General features: G+C 74.4%; 23 protein-coding genes. 11 read left to right on the top strand and 12 right to left on the bottom strand.

Features of this window, described 5'->3' with window-relative positions; all coding sequences use genetic code 11:
• Positions 1-153 precede the first annotated feature (153 nt).
• Both ACFWNV_RS16395 and ACFWNV_RS16390 read left to right on the top strand, forming a co-directional pair.
• On the top strand, positions 154-3,720 hold the full coding sequence (locus ACFWNV_RS16395) for a CDP-glycerol glycerophosphotransferase family protein (protein WP_383946720.1): 3,567 nt from the start codon (positions 154-156) through the stop codon (positions 3,718-3,720).
• A 125-nt stretch (positions 3,721-3,845) separates the two neighbouring features.
• Positions 3,846-4,328, top strand: a complete 483-nt coding sequence (locus ACFWNV_RS16390) for a VOC family protein (RefSeq protein ID WP_383946717.1) — start codon at positions 3,846-3,848, stop codon at positions 4,326-4,328.
• Positions 4,329-4,405: 77 nt separating this feature from the next.
• Here the strand turns inward: ACFWNV_RS16390 and ACFWNV_RS16385 are convergent, their stop codons facing one another.
• Positions 4,406-5,146, bottom strand: a complete 741-nt coding sequence (locus ACFWNV_RS16385) for an NAD-dependent deacetylase (protein WP_383946714.1) — start codon at positions 5,144-5,146, stop codon at positions 4,406-4,408.
• Between the two features lie 136 nt (positions 5,147-5,282).
• On the opposite strand from ACFWNV_RS16385, the gene ACFWNV_RS16380 reads away from it, so the two are divergent.
• Positions 5,283-6,161 carry an ATP-grasp domain-containing protein gene (locus ACFWNV_RS16380; RefSeq protein ID WP_383946711.1) on the top strand — a complete coding sequence of 293 codons (879 nt, stop codon included), beginning with the start codon at positions 5,283-5,285 and terminating at the stop codon, positions 6,159-6,161.
• Positions 6,162-6,202: 41 nt separating this feature from the next.
• Positions 6,203-7,072 carry a GNAT family N-acetyltransferase gene (locus ACFWNV_RS16375; protein WP_383946708.1) on the top strand — a complete coding sequence of 290 codons (870 nt, stop codon included), beginning with the start codon at positions 6,203-6,205 and terminating at the stop codon, positions 7,070-7,072.
• 2 nt (positions 7,073-7,074) lie between these two features.
• Here ACFWNV_RS16375 and ACFWNV_RS16370 read toward each other — a convergent pair whose 3' ends face one another.
• From ACFWNV_RS16370 to ACFWNV_RS16360, 3 genes are all read right to left on the bottom strand, one after another.
• Positions 7,075-7,518, bottom strand: coding sequence for a subtilase-type protease inhibitor (locus ACFWNV_RS16370; protein ID WP_383946706.1), 444 nt, complete (start codon positions 7,516-7,518; stop codon positions 7,075-7,077).
• A gap of 185 nt (positions 7,519-7,703) precedes the next feature.
• Positions 7,704-8,162 carry a cyclic nucleotide-binding domain-containing protein gene (locus ACFWNV_RS16365; RefSeq protein WP_383946703.1) on the bottom strand — a complete coding sequence of 153 codons (459 nt, stop codon included), beginning with the start codon at positions 8,160-8,162 and terminating at the stop codon, positions 7,704-7,706.
• A 186-nt stretch (positions 8,163-8,348) separates the two neighbouring features.
• Positions 8,349-8,651 carry a hypothetical protein gene (locus ACFWNV_RS16360; RefSeq protein WP_383946700.1) on the bottom strand — a complete coding sequence of 101 codons (303 nt, stop codon included), beginning with the start codon at positions 8,649-8,651 and terminating at the stop codon, positions 8,349-8,351.
• Between the two features lie 325 nt (positions 8,652-8,976).
• Here ACFWNV_RS16360 and ACFWNV_RS16355 point away from each other — a divergent pair, with 325 nt between their 5' ends.
• Positions 8,977-11,706 carry a DNRLRE domain-containing protein gene (locus ACFWNV_RS16355; RefSeq protein WP_383946697.1) on the top strand — a complete coding sequence of 910 codons (2,730 nt, stop codon included), beginning with the start codon at positions 8,977-8,979 and terminating at the stop codon, positions 11,704-11,706.
• A 100-nt stretch (positions 11,707-11,806) separates the two neighbouring features.
• Here ACFWNV_RS16355 and ACFWNV_RS16350 read toward each other — a convergent pair whose 3' ends face one another.
• On the bottom strand, positions 11,807-12,259 hold the full coding sequence (locus ACFWNV_RS16350; protein WP_383946694.1) for an ArsR/SmtB family transcription factor: 453 nt from the start codon (positions 12,257-12,259) through the stop codon (positions 11,807-11,809).
• On the opposite strand from ACFWNV_RS16350, the gene ACFWNV_RS16345 reads away from it, so the two are divergent.
• Positions 12,188-13,921, top strand: coding sequence for a heavy metal translocating P-type ATPase (locus ACFWNV_RS16345; protein ID WP_383946690.1), 1,734 nt, complete (start codon positions 12,188-12,190; stop codon positions 13,919-13,921). The two genes, ACFWNV_RS16350 and ACFWNV_RS16345, sit on opposite strands and share 72 nt — an antisense overlap.
• Here ACFWNV_RS16345 and ACFWNV_RS16340 read toward each other — a convergent pair.
• Positions 13,909-14,385, bottom strand: coding sequence for a DUF3224 domain-containing protein (locus tag ACFWNV_RS16340; protein ID WP_383946687.1), 477 nt, complete (start codon positions 14,383-14,385; stop codon positions 13,909-13,911). The two genes, ACFWNV_RS16345 and ACFWNV_RS16340, sit on opposite strands and share 13 nt — an antisense overlap.
• Positions 14,386-14,525: 140 nt before the next feature.
• On the opposite strand from ACFWNV_RS16340, the gene ACFWNV_RS16335 reads away from it, so the two are divergent.
• Together ACFWNV_RS16335 and ACFWNV_RS16330 are read left to right on the top strand one after the other, a co-directional pair.
• Positions 14,526-15,530 (top strand): helix-turn-helix transcriptional regulator, encoded by a 1,005-nt coding sequence (locus ACFWNV_RS16335; protein WP_383946683.1) that lies wholly within the window; start codon positions 14,526-14,528, stop codon positions 15,528-15,530.
• Positions 15,531-15,619: 89 nt separating this feature from the next.
• Positions 15,620-17,416, top strand: coding sequence for a hypothetical protein (locus tag ACFWNV_RS16330; RefSeq protein WP_383946680.1), 1,797 nt, complete (start codon positions 15,620-15,622; stop codon positions 17,414-17,416).
• Here ACFWNV_RS16330 and ACFWNV_RS16325 read toward each other — a convergent pair.
• Both ACFWNV_RS16325 and ACFWNV_RS16320 read right to left on the bottom strand, forming a co-directional pair.
• A complete protein-coding gene (locus tag ACFWNV_RS16325) occupies positions 17,413-17,796 on the bottom strand; it encodes a S26 family signal peptidase (protein ID WP_383946678.1) in 384 nt (127 codons plus the stop codon). The two genes, ACFWNV_RS16330 and ACFWNV_RS16325, sit on opposite strands and share 4 nt — an antisense overlap.
• 55 nt (positions 17,797-17,851) lie before the next feature.
• Entirely contained in the window at positions 17,852-18,319 is a 468-nt protein-coding gene (locus tag ACFWNV_RS16320; RefSeq protein ID WP_383946675.1) for a hypothetical protein, read from the bottom strand.
• 157 nt (positions 18,320-18,476) lie between these two features.
• On the opposite strand from ACFWNV_RS16320, the gene ACFWNV_RS16315 reads away from it, so the two are divergent.
• Positions 18,477-18,824, top strand: coding sequence for a hypothetical protein (locus ACFWNV_RS16315; RefSeq protein ID WP_383946672.1), 348 nt, complete (start codon positions 18,477-18,479; stop codon positions 18,822-18,824).
• On the opposite strand, the gene ACFWNV_RS16310 is transcribed toward ACFWNV_RS16315, so the two are convergent.
• The 3 genes from ACFWNV_RS16310 to ACFWNV_RS16300 all read right to left on the bottom strand — a co-directional run bounded on the left by ACFWNV_RS16310 (position 18,791) and on the right by ACFWNV_RS16300 (position 20,800).
• Positions 18,791-19,336 carry an adenylate kinase gene (locus ACFWNV_RS16310; RefSeq protein WP_383946669.1) on the bottom strand — a complete coding sequence of 182 codons (546 nt, stop codon included), beginning with the start codon at positions 19,334-19,336 and terminating at the stop codon, positions 18,791-18,793. The genes ACFWNV_RS16315 and ACFWNV_RS16310 overlap by 34 nt on opposite strands.
• 29 nt (positions 19,337-19,365) lie before the next feature.
• Positions 19,366-20,202 (bottom strand): MerR family transcriptional regulator, encoded by an 837-nt coding sequence (locus tag ACFWNV_RS16305; protein ID WP_383946666.1) that lies wholly within the window; start codon positions 20,200-20,202, stop codon positions 19,366-19,368.
• A gap of 85 nt (positions 20,203-20,287) precedes the next feature.
• On the bottom strand, positions 20,288-20,800 hold the full coding sequence (locus ACFWNV_RS16300) for a hypothetical protein (RefSeq protein ID WP_383946663.1): 513 nt from the start codon (positions 20,798-20,800) through the stop codon (positions 20,288-20,290).
• A 398-nt stretch (positions 20,801-21,198) separates the two neighbouring features.
• Between ACFWNV_RS16300 and ACFWNV_RS16295 the strand changes: the two genes are divergently transcribed.
• Together ACFWNV_RS16295 and ACFWNV_RS16290 are read left to right on the top strand one after the other, a co-directional pair.
• A complete protein-coding gene (locus tag ACFWNV_RS16295) occupies positions 21,199-22,596 on the top strand; it encodes an MFS transporter (protein ID WP_383946661.1) in 1,398 nt (465 codons plus the stop codon).
• Positions 22,597-23,175: 579 nt separating this feature from the next.
• Positions 23,176-23,964: a peptidoglycan-binding protein gene (locus ACFWNV_RS16290; RefSeq protein ID WP_383946658.1), complete on the top strand. Its 789-nt coding sequence runs from the start codon at positions 23,176-23,178 to the stop codon at positions 23,962-23,964.
• A 26-nt stretch (positions 23,965-23,990) separates the two neighbouring features.
• On the opposite strand, the gene ACFWNV_RS16285 is transcribed toward ACFWNV_RS16290, so the two are convergent.
• Positions 23,991-24,734: an SDR family NAD(P)-dependent oxidoreductase gene (locus ACFWNV_RS16285; RefSeq protein ID WP_383946655.1), complete on the bottom strand. Its 744-nt coding sequence runs from the start codon at positions 24,732-24,734 to the stop codon at positions 23,991-23,993.
• Positions 24,735-24,948 lie beyond the last annotated feature (214 nt).

Here is a 24,948-nt window from a genome sequence, read left to right as displayed (position 1 = left end):
GGCGAGGCGGCGGGCGGCTGAACTCATTGCCGCCCGCCCCGGCAGCTTCTCACTTATGTCCGAGACGACCGGATTTTATCATCTCGTTACAGAGTAAGATGCTGTAATCGGCTGATCATCAATAATGTTATTAAGCTGGAGAACTCGCCGCCCATGCCCCCGCGCCTGAGTATCGTCGTCCCCGTCTACAACGTCGAGCTTTACCTCGACGAGTGCCTGGAGTCCATCGCAGCACAGACATTCGACGACTTCGAAGTCGTGCTCGTCGACGACGGATCCACCGACGGCAGCGCGGCACTCGCCCAGGCGTTCGTCGACCGCGACGACCGGTTCCGGCTGGTCCTCCAGAAGAACGCGGGGCTCGGCGCGGCCCGCAACGTGGGCGCCCGCCACATCAGCCCGGGCAGCGAGTACCTGGCCTTCGTCGACAGCGACGACACCATGCCGACCTACGCCTACCAGCGCATGGTCGACGCCCTCGACGAGACCGGCTCCGACTTCGCCGCCGGCAACGTCAAGCGCTTCCGCTCCGTCGGCATGCAGCAGTCCTGGGGCCACCGCGTCGCCTTCGCCGCGACCCGGCTGAAGACCCACATCTCCAAGTTCCCGGCGCTGGTCACCGACCGCACCGCGTGGAACAAGGTCTACCGCCGCAGCTTCTGGGACGAGCACGCCTTCCAGTACCCGGAAGGCATCCTCTACGAGGACGCCCCCGTCTCCATCCCCGCGCACTACTTCGCCAAGAGCGTCGACGTCATCGGCGAGTGCGTCTACCACTGGCGCGTCCGCGAAACCGGCGAGCGCTCCATCACCCAGCGCTCCACCGACCCGGTCTCGGTCATCGACCGCGTGACCTCCGTCCGCCTGGTCCGCGAGGCCCTCAAGGGCAAGCAGGGCGCCGCCTACACCCGCTACCTGCGCGACTACGACCGCAACGTGCTGAGCGAGGAACTCCCGCTCATCTACAAGTACGTCCCCGAAGCGGGCGACGATTTCCGTGCCGCCTTCGCCAAGGAGGCCGGCGGCCTCGTCCGGGAGATCGGCCCCGGGCTGTGGCCCGACCTGACGGTCGCCGACCGGCTCAAGGCCTACCTCGCCGGGGAGGGCCGGATCGAGGAGTTCGTGGCCCTCGTCCAGCACCAGCGGGACTTCACCTACAGCGTCCCGGTCAAGGGACTGGCCCGCCCCCAGGCCGACTACCCGTTCCTCAAGGCACCGGTCCCCGCCAAGGTCCTCACCCTCGGCCCGCGCGAACGCCGCGTCGTCAGCCGCGTGGAGCAGGCCCACTGGGCCGACGGCAAACTGCTGCTGCGCGGCTACGCCCTGCCCGGACACCTGGGCGCCGAGAGCCGCCTCGGCTCCCGCAAGATGCTGGTCTTCCGCGAGAACGGCAAGCGCCGCCGGACCGTCGTCACCACCCGTACGGTCGCCTCCCCGATGGCCACCGTGAACTCCCCGCACCTCGCCCTGCGCCACGCCGACTGGGCCGGCTTCACCGCCGTGATCGACCCCACCGCCTTCCAGACGGGCGGGAAGTGGAACGAAGGCGTGTGGAGCACCTCCGTCGCCGTCACCGGAGCCGGCGGTCTGCACCGCGCCCGGCTCAAGGGCGGCGAGCACGACAGCGGCCAGAACCCGCCCGCGCACTGGGTCGCCCCCGACGTGCGGATCGTCCCGAGCACCGCCACCGGAACCTTCGGCGTCCAGGTGGAGATCGTCCGCGCCCGCGCCCTGGACGTCCGCCCGGCCGGTGACGACGCCGTCGAGGTGACCGGCGAGCTCGCCGCCGAGCTCGGCGCCGACGCCGCCCTGCGCGCGGTGCACGTCTCCACCGGAACCGTGGTCGAGGTGCCGCTCGGCACCGCCCCCGCCGTCACCGGCGGCCGGATCCCCTTCACCGCGCGCGTACCGCTGGCCGCCCTGGCCGCCGTCCCGGACGCCCCGGCCGCGCCCGGCGAGTGGACCCCGGAGCCGTGGCGGCTGTCCGTCACCGCAGCCGGCGGCGCCGAGCACCGCCTCGCGCACGACGAGCGCGCCGGCTTCGCCGGACTGGTCCTCGCGCTGCCCGGGGAGGAGCCCGGCCGGACCCTCTTCGCCAAGCGCGGCACCACCGGACACCTGACCCTCTCGGTCCAGGTCTCCCCGCCGCTGGTCGACACCGTCGAGGCCAAGGACGGCGCCCTCACCCTCCGGGGCCGCTTCCTCGCGCCCGTGGACGAGCCCTACGAGCTGGTCCTGCACGACCCGACCGGCCTGGAGTTCAGCTACCCCGTCACCCGCGACGGCGACACCTTCGAAGCCTCCTTCGAGCCGGTGCTCCCCGAGAGCCGGGCCGGCCGCACCCCGCTGCCGCAGGGCCGCTGGTGGCCCACGCTGCGCCCGGTCTCCCGGGGCGGAGCCACCGCCGGCCTGCTCGGCGTCGACCGCGGCGCCCCGCTGCAGTTCGCCCCGACCGCCCTGCACGAGGGGCCCCACGCCGTCACGGCCCGGGGCCGCCGGATACGGGTCGAAGCCCGCCTCTTCGACCGCGTCGCACTGGTCGCCGACCCGATGATCAGCCCGCACGACCGCTCGCGCCACGCGCAGCGGATCGCGCGCGATGTGACGTACCCGGCCCAGAGCGCCCTCCCGGTCAAGGACATCGTGGTCTACGACGCCTTCCAGGGGCACAGCGCCGGAGACTCCCCGCGCGCCATCCACGAGGAGCTCCTGCGGCGCGACGCGAAGCTGGAACACGTCTGGCTCGTGCGCGACGGCCGGGCCGAGGTCCCGGAGACCGCCCGTGCGGTCCAGTACGACAGCCTCGAATCCTGGGACGTGCTCGCGCGGGCCCGGTACTACGTGGTCAACGACAGCGTGCCGCGCGCCTTCCGCCGCCGTGCCGGTCAGACCGTCGTGCAGACGTGGCACGGTACGCCGCTGAAGCAGATCGGCCATGACTTCATGCACGACTACTACACCAGCCCCGAGGTGCTGGACGCGCTGGAGCACGACAGCGCGCAGTGGTCGCTGCTCGCCTCCCCGGGCTCGTACGCCACCCCGGTCCTCCAGCGGGCGCTCGGCTACGCCGGCGAGGTCATCGAGTCGGGCAGCCCGCGCACGGACGCGCTGGTGCGGCCCGACGCGGAACGGATCGCGGAGGTCCGCCGGCGGCTCGGCCTGCCGGAGGGCAAGAAGGTCGTCCTCTACATGCCCACCTGGCGGGAGAACCGCCTGGGCTGGACGCTCGCCTCCGGCTACAAGCTCGACCTCAAGATCGACCTGGACGCGGCCCGCCGCGAGCTCGGCGAGGACCACGTCCTGCTGATCCGCGGCCACCACAAGGTCACCGAGCAGGTGCGCGAAGGCGTCCGCGACGGGTTCGTCGTCGACGTGTCGCGCTGGCCCGACGCCACCGACCTGTTGCTCGTCGCCGACGTGCTGATCTCGGACTACTCCTCCGCGATCTTCGACTTCGTACACACCGACCGCCCGGTCCTGCTCTTCACCCACGACCTGGAGCACTACCGGGACACGCTGCGCGGGTTCACCTTCGACCTGGAGAAGAAGGCCCCGGGCCCGCTGCTCAGGGACTCGGAGAGCTTGATCGAGGCCGTGCGGAACGCGGACGCGGTGGGCGCGGATTACGCGCAGGCGCGTGCGGCGTTCCGGGAGGAGTTCTGCGACCTGGACGACGGTCAGGCGACCCGGCGGATCGTCGATCGCATGCTCGAAATGTAGCCCGAAGGAGTGCATTCCGGACGGGATGCGGACCGGCCCCGGCCCCACCGATGAGTTTCGGGGCCGGGGCCGGTCTGTATGTGCGGGACGGGATCCTCCCGCCCCCACACACTCCGGAGGCAGTCATGGCGAGCAACCCCTTCACCACGTGTCTGTGGTTCGACGGCGCGGCGGAGGCCGCCGCCGACTACTACGTGTCGGTCTTCAAGGACGGCAAGATCGGCCGCGTGGGCCTCTTCCCCGAGAACGGCGGCGGCGTGACGGGCGAGGTCATGGTCGTCGAGTTCGAGGTCAACGGCCAGAAGTTCGTCGGCCTCAACGGCGGCCCCCAGTTCCCCTTCACCGAGGCCGTCTCCTTCCAGATCAACTGCGCCGACGACGCCGAGGCGGACTACTACTACGAGGCGCTGACCGCCGACGGCGGCGCGGAATCCGCCTGCGGCTGGGTCAAGGACAAGTTCGGGCTGTCCTGGCAGGTCATCCCGGCCGGGACCATCGAGCTGATCTCCGACCCGGACCCGGGGCGGGCCGGCCGGGCGACGGCCGCGATGATGAAGATGCAGAAGCTCGACGTGGCGGAGATGCGGCGGGCGGCCGACGCGGGCTGAGACGGTCCGCCACCGGCGGCCGGGGCCCGGCGTGCGGGCTCCGGCAGGCGGGCCTCGGCCAGGCGGGCCCCGCCGGGTCAGCGGAGTGCGCCGCCGGAGGCGATCCGCGCCAGCAGGGCGGGCAGGGCCGTCCCGATGGGCTCGCGGATCACCTCGTCGGCCAGGGAGTCGTACGGGGTCTCCTCCGCGTTCACGATGATCAGCCGGGCCCCGGCCTCCGCGGCCATCCCGGCCAGCGAGGCCGCGGGCTGCACCTGGAGCGTCGAGCCCACGGCCACGAAGACCTGACACCCCTTGGCGACCGCCACGGCCCGGGCCAGCACCTCGGGATCCAGCCGCTCCCCGAACATCACGGTCGCCGCCTTCAGGATCCCGCCGCACGCGAGGCAGGCCGGATCCGGCTCCCCGGCGGCGACCCGGGCCAGCGCCTCGTCCATACCGGTCCGCGCACGACAGACCGTGCACACCACGGCCCGCGCCGTGCCGTGCAGCTCGAACACCTTCCGCGCGGAGGTCCCGGCGAGCTGGTGCAGCCCGTCCACGTTCTGCGTGATCACCCGCAGCGGAACCCCGGCACGCTCCAGCTCGGCGACGGCGAGGTGAGCAGCGTTCGGCCGCGCCCCCAGGGCCCCGATCTCGGCACGCATCAGCCAGGACCGGCGCCGGATCTCCGGATCGGCCATGTAGGGCGCGTAGGTCACGAGCTCCTCGGCACCGGGCTCCCGCCGCCACAACCCCTGCGGCCCCCGGTAGTCGGGAATCCCCGAATCGGTGGACATCCCGGCCCCACTGAACACTGCGACGAGCGGCTTTCCCATGGGGCCGACTCTAGGCAGCCCGGACGGCGTTCTCCACGGGGTTTCGGCGGGGCGGCCGGCCGGCCCCGGTCCACGTGCTGCGGGTCGGGACCTCCCAGGGGGCCCGGCTCCGCGCGGGGATCCGTAGGGTGGCGGTATGCCGATCACCGTTCTGTACTGCTGCGATCCGCTGAACGGGCGCAGGCCCGACGCCCACTTCGCCGAGGAGGCCCGTGCGGTGCGGTCCGCCGGAGGCGGTGTGGGGCTCGTCGACCACGACGCGCTGCTCGCCGGAGAGGCCGGCCGGGCCGTGGCCGGGGTGGCCGCCGGGGCGGGGCCGCTCTGGTACCGGGGCTGGATGATTCCGGCGGGCCGGTACGCCGACCTCGACGCGGCCCTGCGCGAGCGCGGCGGGGAACTCCGCGTCACCCCGGACGCGTACCGGCGCGCCCACGAACTCCCGGGCTGGTACGAGGCGTTCGCCGGGCTGACCCCGCCCAGCCGCTGGCTGGCGACACCCCCGGGGAAGACCCCGGAGCCGGCCCGGCTCGCGGACGCCGCCGCGGCCCTGCCGTCCCGCGCGGGCATCGTCAAGGACTACGTCAAGTCCCGCAAGCACGAGTGGGCCGAGGCCTGTCACCTCCCCGACCTCGCGGACCGGGCCGCCGTCCACCGCGTGGTGAACCGGTTCGTGGAGCTCCAGGGCGCGGACCTGGCCGGCGGGGTGGTGCTGCGCGCCTTCGAAACGTTCACGGCGGCCGAGGGCGTGGCCACCGAGGTGCGGGTCTGGTGGCGCGACGGCGAACCCCGGCTGGTCACCGCCCACCCCGACAGCCCGTACGCCGAGGCCGCGGCGCCGGACCTCGGACCGGTACGGGCCGCCGTCGCGGAGCTCGGCTGCGCCTTCGTCACCACGGACCTCGCGCTGCGCGCGGACGGGGTCTGGCGGGTCGTGGAGGTGGGCGACGGGCAGGTGAGCGATCTGCACCGGGACGCCGATCGCGCGGCGTTCGTCCGCCTCCTGACGGGTGGTTGAGCCGCCCGGGCGGCCGGGGCGGATCTGGTACAACAGCGGGCATGACGGGACTCACGGGATTCGAGATCAACGGTGCGAGCGCCGCCGACATGGCGCTCCTCCGGGACTGGGCCGACGCGGAGGGGTGGAACCCCGGGGACTCCGACCGGTTCGCGTTCGCCGTCGCCGATCCGGGCGGATTCCTCGTCGGGCGGCTCCGCGGGGAGCCCGTCGCCTGCATCTCGGCCGTCCGGTACGGCGCCGGATTCGGTTTCATCGGCTTCTACATCGCCCGCCCCGACCTCCGCGGCCAGGGGTACGGGTTCCGGCTGTGGAAGGCCGGAATGGAGCGGCTCGACGGGCGGCTCGTCGGGCTGGACGGGGTGGTCGAGCAGCAGCACAACTACCGCAAGTCCGGATTCCGTTCGGCCTGGAACAACGTCCGCCACGAGGGGGTTCCGCAGCCGGCCGGCGAGCTCCCGGAGGAGCCGGCGTCCGGGGTGCGGATCGTGGACGCGGCCACCCTGCCCTTCGGGCAACTCGCCGCGTACGACCGGAGGTTCTTCCCGGCACCCCGTGACGCCTTCCTCGCCGCCTGGATCGGCATGCCCGGCCGTACCGCCCTCGCCGCGCTGCGGGACGGCCGGATCGAGGGGCTCGGAGCCGTCCGGCCGTCGAGCGGCGCCTCCCGCATCGGCCCGCTCTACGCCGCCGACCCGGCCGTCGCCGCCGCCCTCCTGCTCCGGCTCGCGGAACGGACCCCCGACGGGAAGGTCGCCGTGGACGTGCCGGACGCCCATCCGCGAGCCGCCGCCCTGATGGGCGGACTGGGCCTGACCCCGGCGTTCGAGACCGCCCGGATGTACACGGGCCAGGAGCCGGACCTGGACCTGACGGGCATGTACGGGGTCACGAGCCTGGAGCTGGGCTGATCTCAGATGGCGAAGGCCGTGCCGGTGCTGTTCCACAGCGCGCACGGGTTCGCGTAGGTGTAGGAGTAGGTCATCCGGCGGCCCTGCCACACGCCTTCCGCGGTGACGGTCACCGGGCTCCACTCCCGGGTACACGCCGCGTCGGGACGCGGCTCGGCGAGCGCGTCAAGGTCGGGGGCGTGGACGCGTAACTCGGCGCAGGCGGTCGCGGGGTCCGGGTGGGTTCCGCCGGGCCGGGGCGCGCAGACCAGGGTGACCGCGCGCAGCACCGTACCGCTCACCGCGTCCTCGCCGTCGGTGACGCTCAGGACGAGCACGGACGGGGCGTACAGGCTTTCGCCGCCGGCGGGCGCGGCTCCGGCGGCGCCCGAGCCGGCCAGGGCGGTGAGGGCGGTGAGCCCCATGGCGGCGGACGACAGTCCCAGGGTCCTGGTGACGGATCGCATGTCGAACACTCCTCGCGTCGTTGCGTCGGATAACGGACGCGAGTCTTGCCCATGCGGAACCGGAACACCCGTTCGCACCGCTACTTCTCGTCACGCAGCGCGCACGCATGACCGCAGACCGCAGCGGTCCGGGGGTGGCTGACCTGTGGGGGAGCGGTCCGCGGAATCGGCCCGAACCGCCCGGGTCAGCTCGCGGCGAGGCGGGGGGCGTACAGGTCCATCAGGCGGGTCCGGGTCTGGTGCAGCCGCAGCGCGAGCACCCGTCCGACCCAGTGGCCGAGGGCGGACCCGAAGGCCGGATCGGCGTCCATGAGCATCCGTACGGTCGTGGCGTCGAACTCGTACCCCCGCACCGGTGTCATGGCCGAGGCGCCCAGCTGCCACACGTACGGGGGGAACAGCCAGGACCAGCCGACCAGCTCGCCGGGTCCCAGGCTCTCGATGGCGGTGGGCCGGCGGCCCGGAACCGGGATCTCCAGGGTCACCGTGCCGGAGCGCACGATCCAGAAGGAATCCGCCCGGGTGCCCTCGTCGAAGATCCGCGCGCCCTCGTGGAAATTGACCTCACGGGCGTGCGACATCAGCCGTCCGCGATGCTCGGTCGACAGGACGGCAGCGATCCGGATGGGGGAAGGTGTGCTCACGACGGCCTCCGATCGGGACCCCCCGCTTCACCCAGTGTCGCCGACGCCGGGCCGAATCAGAGGTGTCCGACCCCGGCGGATTGTCCGATTTTCGGCGACGCGCGCCCCGAGGGCCGCAAACGCGGGCCCGAAGGGGCCCGGCTCCGCTCTCGGCGCTCCCGTCCGCTGCTTTCGGCTACCGTCCGCTCACTCCTCGGCGCCGGCCTCCAGGCAGGCCAGCTCCATGGCGTCGAGGACGGCCTCGTGGCTGCGCCCGCTCAGTTCGGAGACGTTCTCGATCTGCGCCGTCGCCCAGGCCGCCAGGGTCATCACCAGCACGCGGAGCCCGTCGGTCCCGTACTCCGCGAGGACCTCGTCGGCGGTGATCATCGCCTCCTCGGGCACCTGTTCCGGCGGCTCCAGCCCGGCCAGGCCGCGGAGCAGGGTCAGGGTGCGGCGGGAAATCTCGGGGGTCATCCTCGCCAGCCGCGTGTCTTCTTCGTCGCTCATCCCGCTCCGCCCCTCCGGTCCCGCGCCCGCGTACGTCCCCGGGCGTGCGCTCCTGCCCGTGCCTGTGCCGTCCCCCCAGGGCACCGTAGAGGGGCGCGGGCCCGGGTGGGGCGGCAATCGCCAGAACGGGCCGGGCGTCCCAGGGTGCGGACGGGCGGTACGGGTGCGATTCGGCATCCGATGGGTCAAGTGCGGTGAACGGAGCGGGGATTCCCCCTAGGGTGCCCGAGGCCGGAGGCGTGGACGTCCGTACGATAGTTTCTGGCCATTCCGTTTTTCATACTCCGTCATTCCGCATTCCGCATTCCGTAGAACTGGGGGGTTCATGCGTAGATCCAGAGGGCTGGCCACAGCCCTCACCCTGGCCCTGGCCGGCACCTGCACGGCCATGGGCCTCGGCCTCGTAGAACAGGCCGCGGCCATCACCCCGCCGGTGGCCTTCACCGCCGACGAGCTGCCCACCTGGCAGGCCAACGGCGTCGTCTGGGCCCTTGCCCAGGCGGGTGACCAGGTCTTCGTCGGCGGCACCTTCTCCGCGCTGCGCCCGCCGGACGGCGCCGCCGGAACCGAGCAGGAAGCGGTGAACTTCGCGACGCTCGACGCCGCGACGGGCGCCCCGACCTCCTGCAAGCTGTCCTTCACCGTGGGCTCGGGCTCCGCCACCGTCCGCGCGCTCGTCCTCTCGCCGGACAAGTCGACCCTGTACGCGGGCGGCTACTTCGGGGCCGTCAACGGCACCGCGGTTTCCAGCCTCGCCGCCATCGACGTGGCGACCTGCACCGTCAAGACCGGCTTCCGGCCCGCCTTCGCGGCCACCGTGCGCGCCCTCGCCGTCTCCGGCGACACCGTGTACGCGGGCGGCGACTTCCTCACCGTCGCGGGCCAGCCCCGCGAGCGGTTCGCCGCCGTCGACGCGGCCGACGGCACGCTGAAGCCGTTCACCGCGAACGCCGACGAGCCGGGCCGGGCCGTCGAGCTCACCCCGGACGGCCAGCACGTGATCCTGGGCGGTGACTTCTTCACCGTCGGCGGTACGAACAGCCACGCCCTCGCCGTCGTCGACGCGACGAGCGGCGCCGTCACCAAGGCCTACCCGGGCTTCATCGAGAACAACTCGGTGGTCAAGGACATCGCCACCGACGCGACCGGCTTCTACACCGGCAACGAGGGAACCGGCGGAGGCGTCTTCGACGGCCGGATCGCCCTGAACCTGAGCGACTACGGCCAGCGCTGGCGCGACACCTGCCTCGGGGCGACCCAGGCCGTGCTCCCGTACCAGGACGTGCTCTACAGCGCCTCGCACGCGCACGACTGCTCCAGCGTCGGCGAGTACCCGGACGGCCAGCGACACCACCTGCTGGCCCAGCCGACCACCGCGACCGGAAAGCTGGGCTGGGCTCCCGACACCAACGACGGCATCGGCGAGGGCATCGGCCCGCGCGTGATGACGGTCGGCGCCAAGAGCGGCGTCCAGTACCTGTGGGTCGGCGGCGAGTTCACCACCGTCAACGGTGCGGCGCAGCAGAGCCTGACGCGCTTCGCCTCCACCGGGGACACGGGTGCGCCCAGCGTCCCGGTGGCGAGCGCCGTGAGCTTCAAGCCCGGTGAGGTCCAGGTGCGCTGGCGCACCAGCCTCGACCTGGACGACAGCACGCTCACGTACAAGGTCTACCGGGGCGGTTCGGCCACGCCGATCGCCACGGTCGCCGCGGACTCGCTGTTCTTCCGCCGCCCGCAGGCCTCCTGGACCGACACCACCGTCACCGCGGGGCAGTCCTACACCTACCGGGTGACCGCCACCGACGCGGCCGGCAACGCCAGCGCCCTGTCGGCGACGGCGAGCGTGACGGTGCCGACCTCGGCCGACGGCTACCCGAGCGCGGTCCGCGCGGACGGCGCCCAGCTGTTCTGGCGCTACGACGAGTCGGCCCTGCCCTTCGTCGCCGACTCCTCGGACGGCAACCAGAGCGGGGTGCACCTGAACGCCCCCGCCCTGCGCCAGACCCCGGGCGCGGTCTCGGGCGCGAGCACGGCCATCGGCTTCAACGGCACGGACACCCAGGTGTACGGGGACCGCCGCCAGAACGTCGGCTCCACGTACAGCATCGAGACCTGGTTCAAGACGAACACCACCACGGGCGGCAAGCTCGTCGGGTTCGGCAACAACCAGGCCCGCGGCAGCAGTCAGTACGACAAGCACATCTACATGACCAACGACGGCCGCCTCGTCTACGGCGTCTACAGCGGCGGCACCCACACCGTCACGACCGCAGCCGCGTACAACGACAACCAGTGGCACCACGTCGTCGCCACCCAGGGGCCGGGCGGCATGACCCTGTACGTGGACGGGGTCCAGAAGGGCACGCTGGGCTTCACCGCCCACGAGAACTTCACCGGCTACTGGCACGTCGGCGGCGACAGCCTCGGCGGCTGGCCGGACCGTCCGGTCAGCGAGTACTGGGCGGGTCAGCTCGACGAGACCGCCGTCTACCCGACGGTCCTGAGCGCTGCCCAGGTGCAGAACCACCACGCCCTGGCCACCGCCCCGGCCGACTCGGTCGTCGAGGTCCAGGCCGCGGAGGACACGTACGCCAACGCGGGCGCCCCGGGCACCAACTACGGGACCTCCGGCTCGCTCGCGGTCCGCGGCAGCTCGTTCTACGCGAGCTACCTGCGGTTCAACCTGCCCGCCGCGCCTGCCGGCACGGTGCTCAAGTCGGCCACGCTGAGCGTGAAGACCAGCACCATGAGCGGCGCCGGTACGACGGACACGGTCTCCGTGCTCCCGGTCACCGGCTCCTGGACGGAGGCCGGGACCACGTACGCCAACCGCCCGGCCCTCGGCAGCCCGGCGCTCGGCAGCTTCGCGGGCCTCGCGGAGGGGTCGGCCGTGCAGACGACCGGCCTCGACAAGGCCACGGTCGCCGGTGCGCTCGGCAGCGCCTACAGCCTGGCGCTGAGCAGCGCCGGTACGGACGCGCTGTGGCTGTGGTCCTCGGAGGCCGCGGCCAACGAGGGCTCGCCGAAGCTGACGCTCACCTTCGGCGCCCCGTAGCCGGAGCGGGTCCTGCGTGCGGCGGCCGGTGCGGATACTTCGCCCGGCCGCCGTCGCGGTTTCCCGGGGCGGTTTCCAGGCCCGGCGGACCGAGAGGTTCTTAGGCCCGGCTGCCGTGGTGCACGTGCGCCAGGATCTGCCGGAGCAGGGCGGCGACGTGCGCGTCGTGGAGTTCGTAGATCACGCTGCGCCCGTCGCGGCGGCCGGTCACCAGGTCGAGGTGGCGCATCAGCCGCAGATGGTTCGAGACGGTGGGCTGGCCGAGGTCGAGCGCCTCGGCCAGCTCGCCGACCGAGCAGGGGGCGTGCAGCAGGCGGGCGAGGATGCGGATCCGGGCCGGGGAGGCCAGGCCCTGGAGCACCTCGGCCACGGCGGCGGCGTCCGGTTCGGTGAGCGGTTCCGGTTCCTCGCCCTTGTCCTCTTCGCCCTCCGCGAGGCCCTCGTCGCCGTACGCGGGGGCCGATTCCAGGTCGACTTCCTCATGCTCGGCGCCGCCGCGATCGGACGCTGGGAGGAGGGCGCCGTCCTGCTCGTCCTGTTCAGCCTCGGCCACGCCCTGGAGGGCTACGCCATGGGCCGGGCCCGCCGCTCCATCGAAGCGCTCGGCGAGCTGGCCCCGCGTACCGCCCTGGTGCGCCGGGGCGCGGGGGCGCCGGTGGAGGCCCCGGTCGAGGAGCTGGCCGTCGGCGACACCGTCGTCGTCCGCCCCCACACCCGGGTCCCGGCCGACGGCATTGTCGCCGCAGGCACCAGCAGCGTCGACCAGTCGCCCATCACCGGCGAGAGCGTCCCCGCCGACAAGATCCCCGTAGCCGCGGCCGACCGCGCGGCCGCCCTCGCCGCCCCGGGCGCGGCCGGACCGCAGAGCCGCGTCTACGCGGGCACCGTCAACGGATCCGGCGCCCTCGACATCGCCGTCACCCGCCTCGCCGGGGAGAACACCCTGGCCCGGGTCGTCCAGCTGGTCCGGGACGCCGAGGAGCGCACCTCGCCGACCCAGCGGTTCACCGAGCGGTTCACGAAGTTCTTCGTACCCGGCGTCCTCGTACTCGTCGCCGTGCTGCTCGCCGTCGGCGCGCTCACCGGCGAGCCCTTCGCCGACACCTTCTACCGGGCCATGGCCGTCCTCGTCGCCGCCAGCCCCTGCGCCCTGGCCATCGCCACCCCCGCCGCCGTGCTCAGCGCGGTGGGCCGGGCGGCGCGCGGGGGAGTCCTGGTCAAGGGCGGGGCGCCCCTGGCGGAGTTCGGCCGGCTGCGGACCATCGCCTTCGACAAGACCGGCACCCTGACCGAGGGCCGGCCCCGCCTCACCGAGATCGAGCCCGTCCACGCCGCCGGCCGCGAGGAACTGCTGAGCACCGCCGTCGCCGCGCAGCGCCTCGGCGACCACCCCCTCGCGCAGGCCGTGGTCCGCGACGGCGCCGGACTCCTCCCGCTGACAGCCACTTCCGGGGCCGCGCCCTCCGAGGCCGCGAACCTGCGCGCCCTCGTCGGCCTCGGGATCGTCGCCGAGCTCGACGGGGAGTCCGTCCACATCGGCAGCCTCGCCTACGCCGACACCCTCGCGGGCCCGCCCGTACCGGCCCGGCTCCGCGACCGCACCGAGGAACTCGCCCGCACCGGCCGCACCACCATGCTGGTCCGCCGCGGCGACCGCTGGCTGGGCACGCTCGGCCTGATGGACGCCCCGCGCCCCGAGGCCGCCGCAGCGGTGGCCGCCCTGCGCGGGCTCGGCGTACAGCGCACCGTGATGCTGTCCGGCGACGACCAGCGGGTGGCCGACGCGGTGGGCCGCGCGATCGGCATGGACGAGGTCCGGGGCGGCCTGCTGCCCGAGGGCAAGGTCACCGAGGTGACCCGGCTGCGCCGCACGGCCCGTACGGCGATGATCGGCGACGGGGTGAACGACGCCCCGGCCATGGCGGGCGCCACCGTCGGCGTGGCGATGGGCGCGGCCGGCTCGGCCGTGGCACTGGAGACGGCGGACATCGCCCTGATGTCCGACGACCTGCGCCGGCTCCCCTTCATCACCGGCCTCAGCCGCCGCGCGAGCCGCATCATCCGGCAGAACCTCTGGCTGAGCCTCGGCATCGTCGCCGTGCTCGTCCCGGCCACCGCACTGGGCCTCGGCATCGGCCCGGCGGTCCTGGTCCACGAGGGCTCCACCCTCGTGGTCGTCGCCAACGCGCTGCGGCTGCTGCGCTACGCCGACTGATGGGTGGGCGCGGCGGTGGCCGTGTTCGTGGCCGGGGCCGTGAACGCGTAGTCGAAGGCGTAGTCCACCGAGGTGTCGCCGTAGCGGTGGGCGAAGGAGCCGGAGCCGCCGAGACCGGCCAGACCGCCGGTACCCGAGCCGGGGACCACGGTGAAACGGCAGTCGGTGCCGGTGGCGTCGAAGGTGCCGCGTTCCTCCAGGACGAAGCTGCCCTCGCGGCCGTCGACGGTACCGGTGACCAGCTCCATGCCGCTGAAGGTGCCGGCGGTCTCTCCCGTGTAGGCCACGGTGTAGGCGCAGGTGGTCGCGGGGGCGGTGAGGGCGCCGGTGAAGGCGTTGGTGACCGTGGCGCGGGCCAGGCGGGGGAAGACGCCTTCCGGGGTGACGGGGTGCTCCTCCCAGTCCTTGAAGGTGAAACCGTTGGCGACGGGAGCCGTGGGGGGAGTCGTGGTGGGCGTGGGCACGGGGGCCTCCTGGTGCGGGTTCGGCATGCGCCGTTCGGTGTTCGGCGGCCGTTCGGTGTTCGGCGGGCCGGCGGCCCGTCTGTGCACAGCCTGGTCCGCGTACCTGACATCTCCTGTCAGGTATGCCGGACAATGGCCGCATGCGCGCCGACCGGCTCCTCTCCCTCCTCCTGCTGCTCCAGAACCGCGGCCGGATGACCGCCCCCGAGCTCGCCGCCGAGCTGGAGGTCTCCGTCCGGACCGTGTACCGGGACGTCGAGGCGCTCGGCGCCTCCGGAATCCCGGTGCAAGCCGACCGCGGGCCGGCCGGCGGATTCCGGCTCGTCGACGGCTACCGGACCCGGCTCACCGGTCTCACCGACGTCCAGGCGGGCTCCCTGTTCCTCGCCGGTGCCCCGGGCCCCGCCCGGGACCTCGGCCTCGGATCGGACCTCACCGCCGCCCAGCTGAAACTGGAAGCCGCCCTCCCCGTCGAACTCGCCGACCGGGCCCGCCGGATCCAGCAGCGCTTCCACCTCGACGCGCCCGCCTGGTTCCGGGACGCCGATCCCGTACCGCACCTCGCGCAGATCGCCGAGGCGGTGTGGGAGCAGCGGGTCCTGAAGACCCACTACCGCCGCTGGAGCGGAGCCGTCCACCGGGAGCTGTGGCCGCTCGGGCTCGTCCTCAAGGGCGGCATCTGGTACTTGGTCGCGCGGGCGGCGGAGACGGATGCGGGGGCCGCGTCCCCTTCCGGGCAGGCCGAGGGCGCCGTGCGGACCTACCGGGTGGGGCGCTTCCTCGCCGTGGACACCCCGGGCGAGCGCTTCGAACGCCCCGAGGGCTTCGAACTCGCCGCGTACTGGGAGGAATCCGCCCGCCGCCTGGAGGCGGCCACGCGCCGGCAGACCGCCGTCGTACGGCTCTCCCCGCACGCCCGGCGCCTGCTGCCGATGTGGTTCGGGGCGGCGGGCGTCCGCGCCCTCGCCACCGCCGGGCCGCCGGACGCGGAAGGCCGGGTGGACGTGGAACTCGCCGTCGAGTCCGGCTCCGTGGCCGTGGGCGACCTGCTCCGCCTCGGCGCGGAGGCCGAGGTGCTCGGCCCCCCGGAGCTGCGCCGGGCCCTCGCGGACGCGGTGGCCGAACTGGCCCTGCGCTACCGGTGAGCAGCGCGGGGAAACCGCTTGCGCCCGGCCCGGGGCACGGCGAGGATCCACGGCATGACGATGCGAAAGGGCGTACTGCGCCCGGGGAAGTGACTCCCCGACCGCCGGGTCCCCGGGGCCCGGCCGACCATGTGGACGCCTGGCTGGAAGAGGCCGCGCAGGACCCCGCGGGCCATGCCTACGGGGCGGCCCGCTCCGCGGTCTTCGACGCCGTACGCCGCGACGGCGACGGCCCCGAGGCGAGGCGGCTCGCCGCCCTGGCCGCCGATGCGCGGGGCGACGTACGGCTGCGGGTGATCCGGCTGCTCACGGACCTGGCGTCCGGCGCCGAGGACCGCACGGCCGCGGCCCGTACCGCGCTGCGCCTGCTGGCCGACCCCGCCCCGACCGTGCGCCGGGCGGCCGCCTGGCTGCTCGCCGAGGCGGACCGGGCCCGGGCCGAGGAACTCCTGACGGCCCCCGGGGACGGCCCGGGGGACACCCCCGGCGCGCTCGATCCGGTGGCCCGCCTCGCGTTGGCCGAGGCCTTGCTCGTACGGGGCGGGGAGGGCCTCGCGGAGCGGCTGCGCACCGACACCGATCCGGCGGTCAGGCTGCGTGCCGCCCCGGCCCCCGAGGGCGAAGCCGTGCTCGCGGACCTCGACGCAGCCGGGGCGCGGATCGGCGGCCCCGGCAGCCGGGTGACCTGGCGGATCGGCACCGTGTGGGGGATGAAGGCGAGCCGCACCGCCGATGAGAGCACCTGCTACGCGTGGGTCGCCCGCCTCGCGCTGCGGCCGACGGAGCCGGCCCGGCGCGCGGCCGTGGACCTGGCGGCGGAGGCGATGCACCACTGGCGGGCCGCCCCGGCGGCCCTCGTACCGCACCTGCGGCCGCTGCTGGCGGACCCCCGGACGGGGCCGGCTGCCGTCCGCGTGCTCGGTGCCTCGCTGGAGGCCACCCGGCTGTGCCGCGAGGAACTGGCGGGGCCGGGGCCCGGCCGGCCGGAGGCGGCCACCTTGGCACTCGCCCGGATCGGGGACCTGCGGGCCCTCCCGGAGCTCTGCCGGATCGTCCGCACGGGGGCGTCGGGATGGCAGACCGCGGAGGCCGCCCAGGGGCTGGCCGGAGTGCCCGGCGCGGACCTCGCCCCGCTCGTGGCTGCGGCCGTGACGGCCCTGGACCTGCCCGGGCCGCACGACGCGGGACGGGCCCTGGCCGTCCTGAGCGCCTGCGGAGCGGCCGCGGCCCGCGCGGTGCCGGTACTGGTCCGGCTGCTGGCCGGGCTGTTGCCCGGGCATCCGGGAGGCCCGAGGACGACCCGGTATGCGGGCAGCCTGATCGCCGTGCTCGGAGCCATCGGCCCGGCGGCGGCCGCCGCCCTGCCCCTGCTCGACTCGATCCCCGCGAACGGACCGGGCACCCGGGCCGGGCACACCGCCATGGCCCGGATCCGCATCTCCGGGGACCGCCGCCGCGCGGAAACGGAACTCGGCACACTGGGGGACCGGCCGCGCGACACCGCCCTGGCGGCCCGCATCCTGGAGTGGCTGGCCGACCACGGCGGCCTGGAGCCCCACCACGTGGCCCGGCTCCGCGCCGACGCGGACCGCGCGCACCCGCGACTCCTCGTCACCCTGTGGCTGTACGCCGGTGACGAGCCGACAGGACCGGCGTTCGACGCCTTCCTGGACCACGTGCTCCGCGACGGCTTCGGCCCGTACGTCTGCCGAGTCCTGGCAGCCCTGGGCCCCGCCGCCTCCCCGTCCCTGCCCACCCTGCGGGCAGCGGCGGACCAGCGGCTCCGCATCCCGATGTACCTCGGCGACCCGGACGAGGAGATGCGCGAGGACGAACGCCTGGCCGAAGCGATACGGACCACCCTGCGGCGGATCGAGACCGCCTAGGGCGCGCCGGGTGCTCCCTGCGGCTTCGGGGAGTCGGTCGCGCGGGCCTTGGGAGCTGCCCCGGGGCGGGGTACGCCGTCCACCGCGAGGCAGATGCCGTAGACGCGGTCGTGGCTGGTCCAGCCGTTGATGTGGCCCCGGTTGTTGGAGATCTGGACCCGGCGGCGCGGGGTGTCCACGGCCGTGACCAGGTGCAGGTACATCGTGCCGGACACCCGGGCCAGCACGATGTCTCCGGGCTCCAGCAGGGCGGGGTCGGCGGGGGCGACGCGCACGCGTTGGCGGCTGTGGACGAGCGGGACCATGGACGTGCCGGTGGGCCGGAACTCCACCGTCGCGCCCGCGCGGACACGGTCTGCCTGGACGTCGAGCATTCCCATCGGGCGAGTGTGCCCCGGCAGTGTGCCCGGCGGGTACCGGATTTCGCCGGCGGCCTCAGGCAGGAGGCGGCTCGACCTCCAGGAAGCGGCGGCGGCGGGGGCCGCGGTACAGCAGGCAGACCCAGCCGAGCCGTTCGAGCGCGGCCGCGCAGGCCGTGAGGCGTTCCTGCTCCTCCTCGGCCGCGCCGCTGCCCGGCGGCCCGAGCCAGGTCACCTCGACGCGGCCCTCCCCGGAATCGGCGGGGCCCACCCGGTACCCGGTCCGGGTGCGCGGACCGTCCGGGTCCCGCAGATCCCGCGCCGACGGCGCGATGCCGGCCGCCTCCAGTACGAGGGCCACCGCGCGCGGCATCATCCGGAGCTCCCACGGGGCGGGAACTCCCGCGCCGGCCGGGCCGTTGACGAGCCGGCGGATCTGCAACAGGCCCTCGTAGGCGGTGCGCAGCTCCGCCGCGCGTCCCGCTCCGGAGGGCACGGGGCCGTCGCCGCTCGCCGGTTCGAAGCCCTGCCCGGGTGTGTTCACGTACGGCCGTCCCCTCGTCCGATCCGGTACCTGTGGGTGTGTCCGGTTCCGTCCGGTCCCGGTCGGTCCCGTCCGGTCCGTTTCTGAGTACCTCGCACTCAACGGCCTGAGTATCCGGCCCGATTCCCCGGACGGCCCCCGCTGATCGAATGGGGGCATGACCTCCGAGACCGTCACCGGCACCGTGACCGCCACCGCCACCGCGCCCGCCGCGAGCCGCCCGCGGATGCAGCAGCACGTGACCACCGCCGGCTCGGCCCTGGCCGTGGCCCTGGTTCCGCTCGTGGTCGGGGTCCTGGTGGCCAAGGGGCTCGCCGCGGACCCGCACGCGCCGGTCAACGCCCTGATCACCGGCGGTGGCCAGCGTGCCGGTCTGCCGCGGGCGGAGTGGCGCCGCCGCGGGCACGCCACGATGCGCCGGCTGCGCACGGTCCGGCGCGGTGCCGTGCGCGGTGCCGTCCGGGGCCGTGCCTACGTGACGCCCGGCCGCCCGGCGGGTCGCTGAGCCCGCAGCCAGCCCTCGGCGGCCTTCGGGGAGCGCAGCCGCACCACCCGCAGCGGGGCGAACCGGGCCTCACCGGCCAGCCCGCCGATCTCCGCGCGCCGGGCCCCGTACTGGGACCAGGCCCACCACGCGGGATGGTCGGCGAGCAGCCACTCCCGCCACCGCTCCCGGTTGCCGCCGAACAGCCGCTCCCGCAGCAGGCTCCGGCGCAGCGAGCGCACCAGCACCCGGCGCATGACGGTACGGCGCGGCTGGTCCAGCCACACCACGGTGTCGGCCCGCTGCCACAGCACCTCGCGGGCGGCCTCGGGCCCGTGGGAGTCGAGGATCCACCGGTCGTCCTCCGCGATCCGCGCGAGGTCCGCGACGTAGGACGGGCTGACGGCCCACCCCGGCCCGGAGAAGTGGAGCTCGTCCATCTCGTGGTACGGCAGGGCGAGCTGCCGTCCCAACTCCCGGGCCAGGGTCGACTTGCCGGCTCCGCTGATGCCGACCACGAGTACGCGTTGCATCAGCGGAGCCTAACCGGAGGCTCGGGCGCTCAGGCGCCGAGCGGCTCCTGCAGTTCGGTGACCCACTGGTCGCGGTCCTCCGGGCAGGCCAGCGACACCTCGCGGGCGTAGCCGGAGGAACGCTCCCCGTTCGCGTCGATCCACTGGGCCAGGGCCTGCGCGGTCGGCAGGACGGATTCCATGGAACCCCGGTGCACGACCGTCGCCGCCCGCTCGACTGCGGGCAGCACGACGATGCGCACGTCGCCCCCGAGGTCCTCGGCCCGGACGTCGGCCGCCACCGCGACCCCTGCGTGGACCAGGACGGCACCGGGGCGCGACGCGTCACCGGCGTCCTCGTAGTACGCCACGCCGGGGTTCGTCAGCGTGACGCCGGCGGCCTCGACGCGGCTCAGCAGCTCCTCGTAGAGCGGGTTGATGACCGGGCCGATGTCCTGCCCGTCGTAGCTGGCCGCGACCCCGCTCAACTCGGCGAGGCGGACGGGCGGAAGGCTCTTCACGACGATGTCGATGGAAGACATGATTCCCTCGTTCTCGATGATCCGGAGCCTCGTCTCGACCTGGGTCAGCCGGGCCGCCGCAGCGGCCATGGCCGATTCCAGTTCCGCCTGCCGCAGCCGCAGCATGCCGCGCAGCTCGTCCGCGCTCACCAGCTCGTCGAGGATCGACCCCACCTGTTCCAGGCTGAAGCCGAGCTCCTTGAGCGCGATGACACGGTTGAGGCGGGCGAGCTGCCCGGCCTCGTAGTAGCGGTAGCCGCTGGCGGGGTCGACACGGGCCGGGTGCAGCAGTCCGAGGGCGTCGTAGTGACGCAGCATGCGGACCGACACCCGGCCGTGCTTGGCGAAGTCTCCGATGGTGAACATGACGCCTTCCAGTGCAGGCCCTGACACGGTGTGAGAGTCAAGCCCGCCCAGAGTATGCAGCCGTCTGCGCAGCCATCGGGCCAGGTCAGCGGCCGGCTTGGCGGATGCAGAGATCCACGATGGAGGGCGGCAGCGAGCCTTCCGCGGCCGCGCACAGCTCGTCCGTACGGGGCAGCGGGGGTACGGGGTTCCGTACGGGCCGTTCGGGCCGGGCGGCGGCCGACTTGGGCGGGTGGGCGCGGCGCGGCGCGGACGGCTTCGCGCGCCGTTCGGCCGCCGGGCGGGGGGCTTTGGCGGCACGCCGGGCCGCTTCGTGCCCGTCGCCCCGGCCGGCCGAGCCGGATACGTCGGCGCCTTCGGTGCCGTCCCGGCCGGGACCACCGCCCGCCGGGAGTGCGCCGAGGGGCAGGGGCTCGGCGGGCCGCCCGAGCGCACCGGCCGCGGGCGACGCGTCGGCGCCGCTCGCATCCGGCGCACCGGCGGGCGGTACGGGGCCGGGCGCGGGCACGTCGGACACCCGCGGGCCGCCGACGGACACGCAGCCGGCGCTCGCGAGGAGGGCGACGAGGGAGAGGGGGAGGACCCGGCGTAACTGCATCGGACCACCATGCCGCACGGGCGGGCGGACCGGTTCCCGCGCTCCCGCACGCGGGTGGGCCGGGCGGGGGACAGGTGGGCCGGGAAGGGCGCCGTGGGGGCTGCTGAAACGGTTCGCTGAGCTCACTCCGATCGTTTCTGCCGTGTCGGGAGGTTCACCGGCCCGGGAGAACGCGCACGTGGACGAGGGGGGCGAGGGGTGGACCTGACGGAGAAATCCCGACAAGGTTCGGATGGGAACGACAGTGCGGATGCCGGGGGAGGCGCGACCTCCGGTGTTCCGCACCGCCGTGCCGGCTCCCCGGACCGGCTCCCCGGACCGGACACGCCCTAGCGGCGGGCACGCTCCGGTGGGCCGCCCGCCCGCCCATCTGCCTGCCCCGTATGGAGTCTCGACCCATGACCGCAGCCCCCGCGCCCGGCAACGAACCGCAGTCCCCGGAGCCGCAGCATCCGCCCACGCCCACGCCCACCGTCACCCCCGCCCCCGGATCGCCCGAAGGGCCCGCCGTCTCCGCGAAGGGCGCGGCGGTCGCGCCGGACCAGGCCGTCGCGCCGGATCAGGCCGTAGCCGGGTGGCGGGGATGGGGAGCCGTCGGGGCGGTGGCGCTCGGCATCTTCTGTCTCATCACCTCCGAGCTGCTGCCCGTCGGCCTGCTCACCTCCGTGGGCGCCGATCTCGGCGTCTCCGACGGCACCGCCGGACTGATGGTCACCGTGCCCGGGCTGATCGCGGGGTTCTGCGCTCCGCTCGTCACCGTGGGCGCCGGCCGGCTCGACCGGCGCTGGGTCCTGGTCGTGCTGATCGCCCTGATGGCCGTCGCCAACCTGGTCGCGGCCCTCGCGCCGGGCTTCGGGGTGCTGCTGGCCGCCCGGCTGCTCGTAGGGGTCAGCGTCGGCGGGTTCTGGGCCATAGCCGGCGGGCTCGCCGTCCGCCTCGTCCCGGCGCACCACGTCGGCCGGGCCACCGCGCTCGTCTTCGGCGGCGTCCCCACGGCCTCGGTGCTCGGCGTCCCCGCCGGAACCCTGCTCGGCGAACTCGGCGGCTGGCGCTTCGCCTTCGCGGCCGTGGGCGGTCTCGGAGTCCTCACCCTGGCCGCACTGCTCCTGCTGCTCCCCGCGCTGCCGCCGACCCGGACCATCACCTTCGCCCAACTCCCCTCCCTGCTCCGGCGCAACCGCGCGGTCCGGGCCGGGGTGACCGTCACCTTCCTGCTGGTGACGGGGCAGTTCGCCGCCTACACGTTCGTACGGCCCCTCCTGGAGGACGTGTCCGGTGTGGACACCGCCTACGTGAGCACCCTCCTCCTCGGCTACGGAGCGGCGGGCGTCGCCGGCAACTTCCTGGCGGGCGCGCGCGACCCGTACCGTGCGCTGTTCACGGTCGGTGCCTCCCTCGCGGTGATCCTGGCGCTGCTCGCCACGGTGCCGGGAGCGGTCGCCGGGACGGTGCTGCTGCTGGCCTGGGGGCTCGTGTACGGCGGGGTCTCGGTCAGTCTCCAGAGCTGGATGATCAAGGCCGCACCGGACGAGGCGGAGGCCGCCTCCTCGCTGATGGTGGCGATGTTCAACCTGGCCATTGCCGCAGGTGCGCTGGGGGGAGGTCTCGCCGTCGACGGGATCTCGGTGCCGGCGGCCGCCTGGGCCGGAGCCGCCCTGATGGCCCTGGCCGCCGTCACCGTCCGGGTCACCTCGACCTCCCGTACGGCCACGCGCACGGTCGCGGGCGGGGGTGAGGCGTCCACCTCTGGCGGCCTCGCCGGCACCCGCGACGCTTCACCGGCCGACCAGCGATAGACCCTGGCGATAGACCCCAGCGGCAGAGCCCAGCGGTAAGCCGCGGAACAGGAGTTGACCGTCCGCAATCCGGACGGCCGACCTCCCAGACTGGCAGAGGAACCGCTCCCGACGGGGTGATTCCGGTGAAGAGGTCATGCCAGGACGGGGCGGATGGGGCAGATCGGACATCCGGCTTGACCTGGGGCATCTCCTGGAGAAAGAGTGCGCCGGTCGAACACCACCAGCCGGACCGGCCGCGCCCGCGCATCCGCACGTCCGGCGTCACCGCACGACCCGCACCTCGGAGATCCCCCGCATGCTCATGTCCGCCCGCTCTCCCCTGGCTTCGGCAGCGGTCGGCTGCCCCGTCGCGGGCATGCCCGCGCCCCCGGCGACCGGCGGCGGCCGCGTCGCGCCCGTCGGTGCCGGGTCCGGTGCCGGTGCCTGCACCAGCGCCGGACCCGGGGCGGTCCTGGTCGCCCGGCGGCGCAGGACCTGACGGGCCGGGTACGGGGGCCGACACCGCACCGCCGCGCCGGCCCCCGTATCCCCTCCCGCGAAACCACCGTGTCCACCGACCCCTATGAGAGGGGGATCGTGCCCGACGACGATCGCTTGCTCGTACGCCCCTACGTGGCCCCCTCGGGCCCGCTGCCCGGCTCCTCCGCGCCCGCCTGGCCCGAGGAGTCCGGGCGGATCCACGTACCGACGCGCTTCGGGGCTTCCGGTGCGGCGCCCGGGCCCTCGCGCACGCCGGGTCCGGACCCCGCGCCCGCGGACCGGACCGACTCCGCGGCGGCCTCGCGGACTTCGGGCGCCGCTGCCGCTGAGACGGCCGACCGGCGGGGCAGCCGGCTCCCGTTCGTGGGGCTCGCGCTGCTCGCGCTCGGGGCCGCGGGGGCCCTCGCGTTCCTCCTGCGCAGCCCCGACCGGGAGCCGCCGCGCGCCGTTGTTCCGCCGCAGCTGTCGGTTCCGATCCTCCCCGCGCGCAGCCCGGGGGCGGGCGAGGAGCCCGCGCCGGGCGGGGAGTCCGTGAGCCCGCCCGCGCCGGGCGGCCCGTCCGCGACGGCTCCGCCGGTCACGGGGCGGCCCTCTTCGGGCCCGTCGCCGAGTACGAGCCGGGACCCGAAGCCCACGGGCCCGACGGGCACGCGCCCGGCGCCGGGCGGCGGCGGGACCCTGGGTCCGGGGGACCGCGGGGCCGAGGTGCGCGCCCTGCAGGAGAGGCTCCACGCGCAGGGGTTCACGTACGTCTCCCTCACCGGCGTCTACGACGAGCAGACCCGGCGCGGTGTCCAGCAGCTCCAGCAGAACAGGAGCATCAAGGGCGACCCGCCGGGCATCTACGGTCCGGCGACCCGCGCGGCCTTCGGAGACGAAGGCTGACCCGGCCCGTGACACGGCTCGCCCGGTCAGCGCCCGCCGGCGACGCGCAGGATCGTACCGGTCGTGTACGCGGCGTCCGCGGACAGCAGCCAGGCGATGGCCGCGGCGACCTCCGCCGGCTGACCGGCCCGCCCGAGCGGGATCTCGGCGGCCGCGAGCGCCGGGCGGTCGGGGTCGCCCATGGCGGCGTGCATGTCGGTGTCGATGATGCCGGGAGCCACGGCGTTGACCCGGATCCCGTCCGGGCCCAGCTCCTTGGCGAGGCCCAGGGTCAGGGTGTCGGTGGCGGCCTTCGTCGCGGCGTAGTGCACGTAGCGGCCGGGACTGCCCAGGGTGGCGGCCGCGGAGGAGACGTTGACGATCGCGCCGCCGCCCGACTCGGCCATGTCCCGGGCGGCCCGGCGGCAGCAGAGCAGGTACCCGAACAGGTTCACGTCGAGCACGCGGCGCAGGTCCTCGGTCCGGATGTCGGCGAGCCGGCCCGGGGTGCCGGTCACTCCGGCGTTGTTGACCAGCCCGGTCACGGCGCCGAACTCGGCTCCGGCTATGTCGAAGAGCCGCTCCACGCCGCACTCCTCGGAGGTGTCGCCGCGCACGGTCACGCACCGCCCGCCGGCCTCCCGCACCCGGTCGGCGGTGGTCTTGGCGGCGGCGTCGTCGTGCAGGTAGCCGAGGACGAGATCGTGCCCGTCGGCGGCGAGCCGGACGCATGTGGCGGCGCCGATACCCCGACTGCCGCCGGTGACGATCGTGACCGGACGACGTGACATATGAGCCTCCTGTGTGACGCATTACCCCGTGTCGTGCCCACACCTGGGATCGCCGCAGGCTACACCGCGACCACCTGCCGGACGAGCACGAACGGACTCCCGCAGCACGCTGCCGAGCGGATGGCGGCGCATGTACGGATCCACGCGCGCACCCGTGCGTACGGGTCCTCCGGGCCGGGGGTCCGCCGGTGCGGCCGGGGCCCGGGAGGGGCGT

Origin of the sequence: Streptomyces sp. NPDC058401 (genome assembly GCF_042722885.1) — a bacterium.
Classification (GTDB): Bacteria; Actinomycetota; Actinomycetes; order Streptomycetales; family Streptomycetaceae; genus Streptomyces.
Note: the sequence above shows the minus strand (reverse complement) of the source record. Positions and strands in the feature narration are given on the sequence as shown.

What these genes read in the sequence shown, in the direction of transcription:
- ACFWNV_RS16335 (WP_383946683.1), top strand. Translation starts at nt 14,526, where the DNA reads ATGCGCGCCGACCGGCTCCTCTCCCTCCTCCTGCTGCTCCAGAACCGC.
- ACFWNV_RS16390 (WP_383946717.1), top strand. Translation starts at nt 3,846, where the DNA reads ATGGCGAGCAACCCCTTCACCACGTGTCTGTGGTTCGACGGCGCGGCG.
- ACFWNV_RS16385 (WP_383946714.1), bottom strand. Translation starts at nt 5,146, where the DNA reads ATGGGAAAGCCGCTCGTCGCAGTGTTCAGTGGGGCCGGGATGTCCACC.
- ACFWNV_RS16305 (WP_383946666.1), bottom strand. Translation starts at nt 20,202, where the DNA reads ATGTTCACCATCGGAGACTTCGCCAAGCACGGCCGGGTGTCGGTCCGC.
- ACFWNV_RS16360 (WP_383946700.1), bottom strand. Translation starts at nt 8,651, where the DNA reads ATGAGCGACGAAGAAGACACGCGGCTGGCGAGGATGACCCCCGAGATT.
- ACFWNV_RS16370 (WP_383946706.1), bottom strand. Translation starts at nt 7,518, where the DNA reads ATGCGATCCGTCACCAGGACCCTGGGACTGTCGTCCGCCGCCATGGGG.
- ACFWNV_RS16315 (WP_383946672.1), top strand. Translation starts at nt 18,477, where the DNA reads ATGACCTCCGAGACCGTCACCGGCACCGTGACCGCCACCGCCACCGCG.
- ACFWNV_RS16375 (WP_383946708.1), top strand. Translation starts at nt 6,203, where the DNA reads ATGACGGGACTCACGGGATTCGAGATCAACGGTGCGAGCGCCGCCGAC.
- ACFWNV_RS16295 (WP_383946661.1), top strand. Translation starts at nt 21,199, where the DNA reads ATGACCGCAGCCCCCGCGCCCGGCAACGAACCGCAGTCCCCGGAGCCG.
- ACFWNV_RS16395 (WP_383946720.1), top strand. Translation starts at nt 154, where the DNA reads ATGCCCCCGCGCCTGAGTATCGTCGTCCCCGTCTACAACGTCGAGCTT.
- ACFWNV_RS16345 (WP_383946690.1), top strand. Translation starts at nt 12,188, where the DNA reads ATGCTCGGCGCCGCCGCGATCGGACGCTGGGAGGAGGGCGCCGTCCTG.
- ACFWNV_RS16355 (WP_383946697.1), top strand. Translation starts at nt 8,977, where the DNA reads ATGCGTAGATCCAGAGGGCTGGCCACAGCCCTCACCCTGGCCCTGGCC.
- ACFWNV_RS16380 (WP_383946711.1), top strand. Translation starts at nt 5,283, where the DNA reads ATGCCGATCACCGTTCTGTACTGCTGCGATCCGCTGAACGGGCGCAGG.
- ACFWNV_RS16285 (WP_383946655.1), bottom strand. Translation starts at nt 24,734, where the DNA reads ATGTCACGTCGTCCGGTCACGATCGTCACCGGCGGCAGTCGGGGTATC.
- ACFWNV_RS16310 (WP_383946669.1), bottom strand. Translation starts at nt 19,336, where the DNA reads ATGCAACGCGTACTCGTGGTCGGCATCAGCGGAGCCGGCAAGTCGACC.
- ACFWNV_RS16325 (WP_383946678.1), bottom strand. Translation starts at nt 17,796, where the DNA reads ATGGGAATGCTCGACGTCCAGGCAGACCGTGTCCGCGCGGGCGCGACG.
- ACFWNV_RS16300 (WP_383946663.1), bottom strand. Translation starts at nt 20,800, where the DNA reads ATGCAGTTACGCCGGGTCCTCCCCCTCTCCCTCGTCGCCCTCCTCGCG.